This is a genomic window from Thermomicrobiales bacterium, assembly GCA_041390825.1.
In the GTDB taxonomy this organism is placed as follows: Bacteria; Chloroflexota; Chloroflexia; order Thermomicrobiales; family UBA6265; genus JAMLHN01.
In genome coordinates, this window is the sequence record JAWKPF010000004.1 from 41,762 (window position 1) to 53,828 (window position 12,067).

Below are 12,067 nucleotides of genomic sequence, written 5' to 3' on the forward strand. Positions count from 1 at the left end.
CGGGAACGCGCGAACAGGACGCCGCAATCGGCGTCCTGTTTCGTTTCCACGTCACATCCATCAGTTTCGGGCTACGCAAATGCGGGTACCGGTCGTTCTTCCGCTACCCGGCCGGTTCAACCCGCGTCTGCGGGCGGGCCCTCGCGGCCGAGCGGAGGGTGTTTGGGCAAGAGAAACGACAGCAGAAACGCCGCCAAACAGAAGATGACGCTGACTTCCATTGCGCGGGTTGCGCTATGGTCGAACGCTTCGGCGACGGCATTGGGACCTTCGCTGAAATGCAATGTACCGAAGAAAACGCTGCCGATGATGGCGATCCCGACCGCGCTGCCGACGCGCTGCATGGTCCCGAGCACCCCGCTGGCCGCGCCCGCATCCGCTCTGGGAACCATCGCCACGATGAAGCGCGCGTTTGGCGCGATGAACATTCCGCTCCCGATCCCCGCAATGAACAATGGCGGCAGGAAGTACCAGCGACTCAAGTCGAGCGGCTGCACCCACATGAGAATTCCGAGCACGACCGACATCCCGCCAAGCACAAACCCGAGACCCGTATTGAGCGCCGCGCGGCCGTAGCGATTCGCCAGCTTGTCGCTCTCGGCCGCGCCAAAGATGCTGCCAACCGCGAACGGCATCACGAGCAGCCCGCTTTGCAGCGCCGAGTTGTTCAGTCCCGCCTGCCAGAGCAGTGAGAGCGTGAAGAAGACGCTCGTAAACGCGGCGAAGTAGACCATCGCCAGCAGCGTACCTCCGGAAAACGACGCGCTCCGGAAGAGCCGCGGCGGCACGAGCGGCACGCCGCCATGCCGTGTCAACCGCACCTCCCAGAAGCCAAACAGCGTGAGCAAGAGACCGCTACCGGCGAGCGAAAGAAACGTCCAGGCAGGCCATCCTTCGTCCTCTCCGAGGATGAGGGGCACCAAGAGCGCGATCAACCCCGACGCAAGCAAGATCAGCCCGATGGGGTCAGCCGCAAGCTTGTCGCTGTTCGCTCCGCCTGGCAGCAAACGGAACGCGGCTACGATCGCAACGACACCCAGGGGCAAGTTGACCCCAAAGATCCAGCGCCATCCGTTCTCATCACCCGCAAACTGAATGATGAGTCCGCCGACCAGCGGACCCAGCGCGGTCGCCAACCCGATGACCGCGCCCTGCACCGCGAACGCCCGCCCGCGCACCTGGGGCGCAAACATGAGCTGGATCAGCGCCGTGATGGCGGTATAGAAGATACCGCCGCCCAATCCCTGCAGCACCCGCGCGGCGATGAGCTGATTGCTGCTCTGAGACAAACCGCAAGCCAGACTGCTCGCGGTGAAGATGGTCAAACCGGTGATGAAGATCCATTTGTGTCCAAATCGGTCACCGACGCGGCCAGCGGGAATGAGCATCAACCCGAACGCCAGCGCGTAGCCTGAGATGATCCACGACAGCGTCGCCTCCGATGCGGCCAGATCGGACCGAATAGTGGGGATCGCGACATTGACGATGGTCGTGTCGAGCAACGCCATGAACGCCCCGGAGAGCAGAACCGTCAGCGCGAGCCAGCTCTTGCGCGGGATGGACGATTCGGTCATCGGGAGTCCCCGGTCGTACGCGCGCGCTCATCCTCGATAACGATCGCCAGCCGATCGATCAGCAGTGAATGCCAGTCGATCTCGGCGCGCAGCCGATACGCGCGATGGTTGGTGGCCAGCTTCTCCGCTTCGGTCAGATACCGTTCGATAGCTGCATAGTGCGCCTCCAGATCGGCCAGCATGGCGCGCAGCGCAGCCAGACGCGCGTCGAGCAGCCGCGGCAAGTCGTCCAGATGGTCGGGGTCCAGGCGAGACAGCGCGAGGTCGAACGGATCCGGTTTGAGCACGATCTCGCGCAGGGCGGCCATACGCAGCACACCCGCCGCCACACGGCCCTCCTGGGTGATCCCCCAAACCTGCCTCGGTGGGTAGGAGCCTTCCCGCTCGACGCGCAGTTCCTCGATCAACCCTTCGGTGGCCAACCGCTTGATGGCGCCATAGAGACTCCCGACCGAGATATCGGTCCACGTATCGACGTGTTCCTCCTCGGCCAACAGCCGGAGCTGATGCCCGTGCATGGGCCCGTGTAGTTCGAGTGATCCAAGAATGAACAATCTGATCGCTGACATGCGACTACTCTTACACGAGTAGTCGCGCATGTCAAGCCGTCTGCTGCGCCGCTCGCTCTCAATCGGCCGATTGACGCATGGCCACCGGCAGCGCATCATGGAATATCGACATCGTCACATCGACAGAGCAGGTCCGTGGCACTTCCGCGATCGCACCAGTTCGACCTTGGCCTCGATGTCCAAAAGCGTCTGCCATCAGATCTGACGCCGCTGGTTGGCAGAGAACTCGCCCTGCGCGAGATCCAGCGCCAGTTTCAGCAACCCGACCTTCGTCTGTTGACCCTGGTTGGCCCTGGCGGGGTCGGCAAGACGCGCCTCGCAATCCGCGCCGCGGCCGAACTTGCCAGTGATTTCGACGAAGTGGTGTTTGTCGACTTTTCGCCGATTGCGGACAGCGCGCTTGCGCTGTCACTGCTCGCCCGCACGCTTGGGGTGCTCGAAGATGGCGAAGCTCCGCTGGCGCATCGCCTGGCAACTGCGATCGGGAACCGCCAGTTGCTGCTGGTGCTCGACAATCTTGAGCGAATCCTGCCGTTCGGGTCGGACGTGGCCATGCTCTTGCGATCGTGTCCCGGCACGAAAGCGCTCGCCACCAGCCGGGCGCCACTACGTGTTTCGGGCGAGCAGGAATACCTGGTGCCTCCACTCGATCTGCCGGCGGCAATCGAACTGTTCGTTGCGCGGGCCCGCGCAGTGCGGCCGTCCATTTCGGCCACTGTTGAGAACGAACCAGTCATCGTGGCAATCTGCCGGGAACTGGACATGCTGCCGCTCGCGATCGAGCTTGCCGCCGCGCGCGCCAAAGTCCTGTCGGTCGATGCGATTCTTGCACGGCTGGAGCACCGACTTGCCTTGCTCACCGGAGGCCCGCAGGACTCCCCTGAACGCCAGCGATCGCTGCGAGACGCGATTGCTTGGAGCGTGGAACTGCTCGACGAGGCGGATCGTCGCCGGTTTCGCAGCTTGGCTGTCTTCACCGGTGGCTTCACGATCGACGCCTACGAGTACGTGGTCGAGGGCACACTCGGCACGGGCGCCGACCCGCTGGATGCCATCTTCTCCCTGGTCGACAAGAATCTGGTGCGCGTGCTCGATCAACCCGACGGTGATCAAGAGATCGAGCGCTTCGGACTGCTCGAAACGGTGCGCGAATATGCGTCCGAACTCCTGGCCGAAAGCGACGATGCGGCCGAGCTTCGCAATCGGCATGCAATGTGGTGTGTGGAGTTCGTCGAATTGGCTGCGCCGATGCTGGTGAACGGAGCGGCGGAACGGTGGGCGCGGCGGATCGACGCGGAGTTTCCGAACCTGCGGTCTGCACTGGACTGGCTGCTCGAACAAGAACGAACGGACGAAGCGCTCCGCCTCTCGTCGGAGCTCTGGACCTATTGGATGACGTTCGGCGGTCTTGGTGAGGGGCGCCAATGGCTCGACAATGCGCTCATGCTCCCGGGTGGTACCCCCAGTCTCCGGGTACGAGCGGTTGGGATCGCCGGGCACTTCGCATCCAACCAGGGGGACTTTGCCTATGAAGCTCAGGTTCAGGAAGCATTGACCACGAGCCGCCTGATCGGCGACCCGGTCGGCGAAGCGATTGCCTTGTACGCCCTGGGAGATCTGGCAAACGAGCAGAACGACTTTCAGCGAGGACCCGAGTATCTGGAAGCGGCGATTGCGCTTTGTGACCAGGTGGGCGACGAAACCCGAGCGACGATGGCCATGGTCAATCTCGGCTCCCTCGCCCGCCGCATGGGCGACGACGAACGTGCCGCCGAATTGATCGGGCAGACGGTCGAGCGAGCTCGCGCCCAGCAGTTTGGGGTCGCGCTCACGTTCTCGCTCAATTTGATGAGCCGCGTCGCGCGCGCGCGAGGTGACTTGCGGACGGCACGTGCCCTGTACCAGGAGAGTCTCGAAACCGCCTGGAAACTGGGACAACGTGTGACTATTGCATTCATCTTGCTCGACGGCGCCGCCCTGGCGGCCGCTGGGGATCAGCCCGAACGAGCCGCCCGACTACTCGGGGCAGCCGAGTCGTTGCGGGAAACGATTGGCATGCCACACGAACCAAGCGTGAGCCATGCGTCCGGCTCCGGATATGACGCTGTGGTCACCAAGATCCGGGTAGCGTTGGGAGAGCAGAAGTTCGAGAGCGCATGGAATGCCGGCCGCTCGCTGCCGATCGAGCAGGCTGTGGAGGAAGCGATTTGGGATGAGACTGCCCAAGCGCATGCCACCCGTTCCCAGTTCGGTCTGACGGCGCGGGAGCTCGATGTCCTCCGCCTGCTCGTGGCGGGGAGGAGCGATCGGCAGATTGGCGATGCGCTCTTTATCAGCCCACGAACCGCGCAGGTGCATGTCGCCAATATTCTCGCCAAACTGGACGTGCCCACCCGGGGAGCAGCGGCCGCCACCGCGCTCCGTTTTGGCGTGATCGACGACGCTCCGCTCTCCCAGTAGATTCGCTCGCTGACGACGGTCGATCCATCACGTACGTAGCTGGATTTCTCACTCTCTCGAAATAGGTAATGGCGTTACGTCATCTCTCCGATGACGGTCATCTTCACGCCGCGCACCATGCATCCATGACCGGCGGCTCGCCGGGAGCGCAATGCTCACGATAGAGGCAATTGGGTACGCGGATGAAACCAACGGCATGCACGTTCGAGAGCAGCCACGAACAACCCGGCAATCGATCGGACGCGCAAACGAATCCGGCGGGAACCGGAATTCAGCCCGACCCGTCGAACGCCGAACTCGTCGTGCGGCGCTTCATGAGCAACGTGTTGGAAAGGGGAGACGCGTCAGATACCTGAACTGGTCGCTGCGGACTACGTTGGACATCTGGGGCACGGCGACTATTACGGTCCGGAAGGTGCGCGCATCGTTGTTGCCATGTTCCGGAACGCGCTCCCCGATCTCACGGTTCATCTCGACGACCTCTTGACCTGCGGTGACCGCGTCACTCGCCGATTCACCATCACCGGCACGCACCTGGCTCCGCTGCTCGGCCATCCACCAACGGGTGAGCAAACCGTTCTGCGCGGCATCGGAATCGATCGGGTTGCGCAAGGGCGGCTCCAGGAAAGCTGGCTGTTGGTCGAAATCGTTCCACGCGCTCCGCCCACTCACCCCTGATCCAGGATTCTGCCTGGAACACAAGCCCCCACGTTATGCGGAATAGCACCTAATGGTTCGGAAACTCACGTCGAATACGGCCAAATAAGTAGGAGGGCTGTCTCGATGGCTCGCATCGTTTTCTCAGGATTGATCTTTGCTGCAATCGCACTCGCCGAAGTGACGGTCGTCGCTCACTACACAGGTCTCGCGGCAGCCGCGTGTGCCGCGCCAAACGTAGCGGCCTCCAGCGCATCTCCCATTTCATCAGCTACCGAAGACGGCGATGCCACGTTGGCGACGCCGGCCGATCCCGCAACGACCGCCCGGGTCATCGCCGGCATCGAGAACTTCGTCGCCTGCCGCAACGCGGGCGATTACGCCGCATATGCCGCTCTGCTGACGCCGGACCGGATGATTGCCGAAGCTGGCACGACGAATCCAGCGGATGTCGTCGCCGGGCTCGAGGCATTCAACCTTCCTATCACGATTCTTTCGCTCGGTGATGTCCGTACCTACTCCGACGGTCGCCTGAGCGCCGAGTTCGTGCATCTCTTCGGCGACCACCTCTACTACCGGTCGCGCATTTTCGTGATCGAAGAGGATGGCTACATCAAGTTCGACGAGGAGGTCTATCTCCCGGAGGAACCGCAGGGAACTCAGGAGGTGGTGGAGGTGGGGTTGGATGACTTCGCGTTCCAGCTCGACCGGGATGTGGTGAACAACGCGCAGTACGTCGTGCTGCGAGGCCACAACGAAGGCGCCGTGCCGCACGAGATCATCGTGGTTCGACTTCCAGTCGGAGCAACTGCCGAGCAAGCCATCGCCGGCGAAGTGGATGAGTCCCAGATCGACTTCATCGGGCAAGTCGCGATCGCTCCCGGCGAATCGGACGATCTCGTGCTGGCCAACCTGGAACCGGGCGAATACACCCTCCTGTGCTTCCTGGACGAGCCGGACGGCGTTCCGCACGCGGCGCTGGGGATGATCGGTCACCTGACAGTCGAAGGCATGTCCACCCCAATAGCCGGGCTGCACTGAACGGCACGGCAAGCAAATGGAGTCATTGCTCGATGCATATGAACAACGCTCACGATATCGGCAATTCGAACGCCACCTGGGGTATCACCGCCCTGCGCGATCGCGTCATCACCGTGATGATCGAAGACGCAACGCGACACCACATCTCGGCCGGGCGGGGTTGAAGCGGTTCCCGCTCCCCAACAGGGGGCCGCATGTGTCGCAGAACACACCACACCTGTAACGGGCGACACTGCCAGGGCGTCCGCGCGCATACGCTCGTAGGCGAACGTCAGGAACCAGCTCCGACTTGGTCCCAGCCCGGCCAGTCGCGCTCCGTTCACGGGCCGTGCATCCTCGCACGGCCCGTTTTCCATTGCCGCACATTGACGGTCGAAGCTGGTCGCAGGCTCGGGCAAGGTCTGCTGGAACGTCGTTGCCGCAAAGAAGACGACGGTGAAATCGCGTCTCCGGCGTCGCCTGTTGAAGATTCCGAGCATCTCGGAAATCTGGCGGCACCCAGGACGTGGCGGTCGTGCTCGTCCACACCGATGAGGGAATCACCGGCATCGGTGAGGCGGAATCGCAACCGCACGTCGCCAAGGCGATCGTCGACGCGCCCCGCTCCCACTCCGTCATGGTCGGCCTCAAGGAAGTGCTGGTTGGCGAGAACCCACTCGATATCGAACGGCTCTGGCGCAAGATGTACCAGGCGACCATCTACATGGGCCGCCGCGGCGCGGTGATCCACGCCATTTCCGGTGTCGATATCGCCCTCTGGGACATCAAGGGCAAAGCCTACGGTCAACCCGTCTGCGACCTGCTCGGCGGATCGACCGATGCCAAGGTGCGCGCCTACGCTTCGGCGCTCTTCGGCAAGGACGGCGTCGAGACGGCGGAAAAAGCCGCGCGCTTCAAGGAAGCTGGCTACCGCGCTTCAAGTTCGGCTGGATGGACTTCGGTTTCCATGAGAAGTCGGACCGCGCTCATGTCGAAGGCGTGCGCAACGCGGTCGGCCCGGATGCGCCGATCATGTTCGATGTCGGGTGGGCGTACGATTCGGGCGGACCGGAATGGGACCACACCACCGCCCTGCGCCGAGCCAAGATCTTCTCCGACTACGACATCTACTGGCTCGAAGAGCCGCTGCACCCAGACGACTGGGACGGCTACCGCGAGTTGTGCGACCGGTCGCCGGTGCGCATTGCCGCCGGTGAGCAGATGCAGACCATCGGCGACTTCCGCGACCTGGTGGAACGCGCCAACCTGGATGTGATCCAGCCGGATGTGGCCCGCGTGGGCGGCATCACCGAAACGATGCGCATCGCCGCCTATTGCTACGCGCACCGCAAGCCTTGTGTGCCGCATCATTTCAGCACCGGCATCCTGGGCGCCGCGTCGATTCACGTCAACGCGTCGATCCCGAACAGCCTCTTCCAGGAAACACCGGCCCCCGGAGAAGGTTCCATTCTCAACACCGATCTGGTCTATCCGGCCGTCCAGCTCGATGAAAACGGCTGCATCGTCATTCCGAAGGCTCCCGGTCTCGGCATCGAAATCAACAAGGACGTCTTCGACAAGTACCGCGTGGAGTAACCCATGACTGTTTCCAGCCGCGAGCGTTTCCTACGCGAGGTGAAGGAGCTTCACCGGCTCTGGACCCTCTCCACCAACGATCTGACGGTCGAGCAAATGAACTACCGGGAGCGCGACGGCGTGCTCCCGATTGCCTTCACGCTGCTTCACTATGTGCGCGGCGAAGACCGGCTCATCTGCCAGGCGGTGCTCGACGAGCCGACCCTCTGGGAGGCGGGCAACTGGCAGGAGCGCATCGGCGGAAACCCGCTCGATATCCGCCGGGGTGACAAGGTGGAAGAGGCGCAAACCGCCAGCATCGGCAACGCCGCGACCTGGAATGACTACCAGCACACGGTCTTCACCCACACCGAATCGATTCTGGCGTCACTGCCGGATGCCGACTTCGAAGCGGAGAAGTACCCAGGTGTGCCAGCCAACTATCAGGCAAGCTTCGTCGGGCGCGTGGTGCAGGACGGCGAGGGAGTTCCCCTCTCCGTCCTGTTGCATTCGGTCATCTTCCAGCACGGGATCCGTCACCTCGGCGAGCTGGATCACGCGCGCGCGCTCATCGGTTTGAAAGGCGTCAGCTAGATCAACGGGGAAGCGCGGCCATTGTCATTCTGAGCGCAGCGAAGAACCTCTCTCGTCGCCGCCACCCTCCAGCTGACTGTCGCGCCGAAGCGATGCTCCAACGGAAAAGAGATCCTTTACCTGGTTCAGGATGACTGCGCAGGAGTCGAGACGCGAATGTCACTGGAACAACAGATCCTGGAACTGAAGGTCGACAACGGCGCTGTGGCCATCGTCTGGCTGGGACAGGCTGGGTATCTGCTCAAGACCTCGGCCGGCACGATCGTGATGATCGATCCCTATCTCACTGACTGGGCTGAGACCCAATGGGGTCTCGCGCGGCAGATCCCCTCGCCGATCGATCCCGACATGCTGCAACCCGACCTTCTCCTGATCTCTCATTGGCATGAAGATCATTTCGACGTGCCGTTGGTGAAGCACTGGGCAGCGAGCGGCGCGACCGGGACATTCGCTGGACCGATTACCTGTGCGTCGCGCGCTCCCGTTTGGGGCTGGCCGGTCGAGAAGGTGGTGGGTATCGACGAGGGCGAGCGAAGAACCTTTGGTGAGATCGACGTGCTGGCAACCTTCGCGCGACACGAAACGCCGACCGCTCCCGCACCGGAAGCCGTGGGCTATCTCCTCGAAGTCGATGGGTTGAAGATCTGGGATGTGGCCGATACCGAATACGATGCCCGGCTCCGGCCGCTTGCAGATGAGAACATCGACGTCATGATCGTGCCGATCAACGGCGTCGGCGGCAATCTCACCGCGCACGAGGCCGCGCTGCTGACCTGGTATGTCGAGCCGAAGGTCGTCATTCCCATGCACTACAACATGTGGACACCGGAGGAATTTGGTCCGGGCGCCACGCTCGATCCACTGGAGTTCGCGGCCACCTTCGCCAAGCTCGGCGGAACCTCCGAAGTCCGGATACTCGACGTCGGCGAGATCGCGATCTTCTCGAACAGCTAATTCCGAATTGCCGGCTGTGGCATGATCCCAACAGACGGTTTTTGCGGGTTCGACCCGAACTCGAATGGAGAAACGAAACGATGCAATTCGACGGAAAACGCGCGCTGGTGACTGGTGGCGCGCGCGGTATTGGCGCGGCAATCGCCACTCGCCTGGCGGCCAACGGCGCGAAGGTGGTCATTGCGGACCTCGATATCGAGAAAGGCAAGGAAACGGCGGCGAACATCGGCAACGGCGCGATTGCGGTGAAGCTCGATGTCACCTCGCCTGAGTCGTGGGCAGCGGCGAAGCAGCAAGTCGATGCCACTTTCGGCGGACTCGACATTCTGGTCAACAACGCCGGCATCGCCGGACGCGCCGCGCCGACCTGGGAACTTTCGTTCGACGAGTGGAAGCAGGTCATCGATATCGATCTGACCGGCGTCTTTCTCGGATGCCAGACCTTCGTCACCGGTATGATCGATCAGGGGTATGGCCGCATCGTCAACATCGCGTCGATTGCCGGCAAGGAAGGCAATCCGAACGCCGTCCCCTATTCGGCCGCGAAGTCGGGCGTGATCGGACTCACCAAGGCGCTGGCCAAGGAAGTCGCCACCAAAGGTGTGTTGGTCAACGCCATCACCCCGGCGGTGATCGCGACCGAGATCCTTTCCCAGCTCACCGATGAGCACATCAACTACATGACCAGCCGCATCCCCATGGGGCGCGTCGGTCAGCCTGAGGAAGTCGCCGCCCTGGCCGCGTTCCTCGCCTCGGACGACCTCTCCTTCAGCACCGGCGCCGTCTTCGACCTCTCCGGCGGCCGCGCAACGTACTGATTCATCTCACTGGTACAGACGATTGACACGAAACGCCCCGGTCCAGATGTGGACTGGGGCGTTGAGCGGTCGGACGATCCGAGAACTATGCAAAACCCCAGGGTCGTCAGCATCGCCCGAAGACGAGTGATGGATACCCTGGGGACTACGCCAGCATCATACCATTTCTCGACTTCGAGAACAAAAGGAGTGGACCGTGGTAGCTCAGTTTCTGGCTGAACTTGAGCGCGGCATCTCACCGGCGAGATTCGCTGCGTACGCTGCGGCCAGCTCTGGGCAGACAACAAGTTTTCACTTCTCTACACGGCTTTCCCGAACCTTCCGGCAATTCCCAACCCCCGACATGCGGTGCACGACCGATGCAACGACATCCGCCTCTTGCGCAATCGGGTCATGCATCACGAGCCGATACTGAGAGGGATGACATTTCAGCGACGGCAGAACCGACCCGTTGCATTCTCAATCGACCAACTCCACGCTCAGATCGTCGAGGCCATAGGTTGGATGAGTCCCATGGCAACGAGGGCTCTGGGACGCATTGATCGTTTCAATGATGTGTTTCTGACTGGCCGTGCAACCATCGAGCGCGAAATCAAGGACGAGCTTCAGGTTCCCTGATGATCACTCTGGGGGAGAGACAGCCTCATTCTCGTCAGCCGAACACAAACGAGGCGGGCTCTTGCGAACCCGCCTCGTAGAGGTAGTGAAGTATCCCGCGATTACGCGGCCGGAGAAGCTTCCGGCGACGCGCCGGCGTCCGCCGGGATTTCGGAGCAGTCCGAGACGTAGAGGTAGCGGGCGATCTCGGGATCACCAATGTTGTCGCGGGTGACCACTGAATAGCCAGTGGTGTAGACCTTCTCGGCCGGCTCGGTGCCGTCGAGCAGGTAATCCGCGGCCAGATTCACGGCCTGGTACCCGATGTCGTACGGGTGCTGCGCGATGAGCGCGTCCACCACGCCAGCCTCGAGATCGGCCACCTGCTGCGGACCGGCATCGAAACCGACGATCTTGATCTCACCCGTCTTGCCGGCGTCCTTCACGGCCGCCGCAGCGCCCTGGGCGCTGAACAGGTTGGTGCCGAAGATACCGGCAAGGTCCGGATGCGCCTGCAACTGCGCGCTGGTCTGCGACGCGGCGGTGGTCGGGTCGTTGTTGTTGTAGTCGAGACCGATGTACTCGATGTTCGGGTACGTAGCGATCTGCTCCTCGAAGCCCTGAGCGCGCTGGTCGGTAGTCGACGTGCCCGCGATGGTGTTCGAGACGTAGACCTTGCCAGTTTCGCCGATCAACTCGGCCAGCGCATCGGCGGCCATACTCCCACCGAGGACATTGTCCGAGGCAACATTGGCGAGCGCCACACTGTCATCCTCGATGAAGGTGTCGACTGTGATGATGGCAATGCCAGCATCCTTGGCATCCTTCAGCGGTGAAATCATCGCGACGCGGTCGTTCGGAGCGATCAGGATCGCATCCGGGTCCGACTGCACCACAGCGTTGAGCAGCGTGGTCTGGATCGCAGGGTCCCACTTCTCACCAGCCTGAACCGTGAGTTCGATTCCGCGCTCGTCAGCGGCTTTTTGGGCGCCGCAGGCCATGGAGATATAGAACTGATCGTTCTGGATCCCCTGGATCAACGTGACTTTCTTGGTCTCTTGCGCACCCACCGGGGTGTAGTTGAGACCACCGAGCGCCGCCACGGCTGCCGTTGCCGCACCGGCCTTCATCAGATCACGCCGGTTGAAACACATGTCCGACCGCTTGGTCATGCGAACTCCTTTCATCGAGAGCTTGGCCTACGTGGCTACGGTTGCCACAAAGCACACACAATCGGGCCTCGGCTTAC

At 62.4% G+C, this 12,067-nt stretch carries 11 protein-coding genes; 7 read left to right on the forward strand and 4 right to left on the reverse strand.

Going from position 1 to position 12,067, the window contains the following annotated elements; genetic code table 11:
* Nucleotides 1–116: 116 nt before the first annotated feature.
* Nucleotides 117–1,574: an MFS transporter gene (locus tag R2855_00215; GenBank protein ID MEZ4529424.1), complete on the reverse strand. Its 1,458-nt coding sequence runs from the start codon at nucleotides 1,572–1,574 to the stop codon at nucleotides 117–119.
* A complete protein-coding gene (locus R2855_00220) occupies nucleotides 1,571–2,143 on the reverse strand; it encodes a PadR family transcriptional regulator (protein ID MEZ4529425.1) in 573 nt (190 codons plus the stop codon). Before R2855_00220 ends, R2855_00215 begins: the two co-directional genes overlap by 4 nt.
* A gap of 135 nt (nucleotides 2,144–2,278) precedes the next feature.
* Between R2855_00220 and R2855_00225 the strand changes: the two genes are divergently transcribed.
* The gene (locus R2855_00225; protein MEZ4529426.1) at nucleotides 2,279–4,603 is read left to right on the forward strand and encodes a LuxR C-terminal-related transcriptional regulator; all 2,325 of its coding nucleotides are present in this window, start codon (nucleotides 2,279–2,281) and stop codon (nucleotides 4,601–4,603) included.
* Nucleotides 4,604–4,915: 312 nt separating this feature from the next.
* On the opposite strand, the gene R2855_00230 is transcribed toward R2855_00225, so the two are convergent.
* Nucleotides 4,916–5,215, reverse strand: coding sequence for a hypothetical protein (locus R2855_00230; protein ID MEZ4529427.1), 300 nt, complete (start codon nucleotides 5,213–5,215; stop codon nucleotides 4,916–4,918).
* 171 nt (nucleotides 5,216–5,386) lie between these two features.
* Here R2855_00230 and R2855_00235 point away from each other — a divergent pair, with 171 nt between their 5' ends.
* The 6 genes from R2855_00235 to R2855_00260 all read left to right on the forward strand — a co-directional run bounded on the left by R2855_00235 (nucleotide 5,387) and on the right by R2855_00260 (nucleotide 10,221).
* On the forward strand, nucleotides 5,387–6,301 hold the full coding sequence (locus R2855_00235; GenBank protein ID MEZ4529428.1) for a hypothetical protein: 915 nt from the start codon (nucleotides 5,387–5,389) through the stop codon (nucleotides 6,299–6,301).
* 32 nt (nucleotides 6,302–6,333) lie between these two features.
* The gene (locus R2855_00240; protein ID MEZ4529429.1) at nucleotides 6,334–6,465 is read left to right on the forward strand and encodes a hypothetical protein; all 132 of its coding nucleotides are present in this window, start codon (nucleotides 6,334–6,336) and stop codon (nucleotides 6,463–6,465) included.
* 646 nt (nucleotides 6,466–7,111) lie between these two features.
* Nucleotides 7,112–7,876: an enolase C-terminal domain-like protein gene (locus R2855_00245; protein MEZ4529430.1), complete on the forward strand. Its 765-nt coding sequence runs from the start codon at nucleotides 7,112–7,114 to the stop codon at nucleotides 7,874–7,876.
* Nucleotides 7,877–7,879: 3 nt separating this feature from the next.
* Nucleotides 7,880–8,449 (forward strand): hypothetical protein, encoded by a 570-nt coding sequence (locus tag R2855_00250; protein ID MEZ4529431.1) that lies wholly within the window; start codon nucleotides 7,880–7,882, stop codon nucleotides 8,447–8,449.
* Nucleotides 8,450–8,605: 156 nt separating this feature from the next.
* Complete coding sequence (locus tag R2855_00255) at nucleotides 8,606–9,403, forward strand: MBL fold metallo-hydrolase (GenBank protein ID MEZ4529432.1); 798 nt, start codon at nucleotides 8,606–8,608, stop codon at nucleotides 9,401–9,403.
* A gap of 80 nt (nucleotides 9,404–9,483) precedes the next feature.
* Complete coding sequence (locus R2855_00260) at nucleotides 9,484–10,221, forward strand: SDR family NAD(P)-dependent oxidoreductase (GenBank protein ID MEZ4529433.1); 738 nt, start codon at nucleotides 9,484–9,486, stop codon at nucleotides 10,219–10,221.
* A 719-nt stretch (nucleotides 10,222–10,940) separates the two neighbouring features.
* Here the strand turns inward: R2855_00260 and R2855_00265 are convergent.
* Entirely contained in the window at nucleotides 10,941–11,990 is a 1,050-nt protein-coding gene (locus R2855_00265; protein MEZ4529434.1) for an ABC transporter substrate-binding protein, read from the reverse strand.
* Nucleotides 11,991–12,067: the final 77 nt, after the last annotated feature.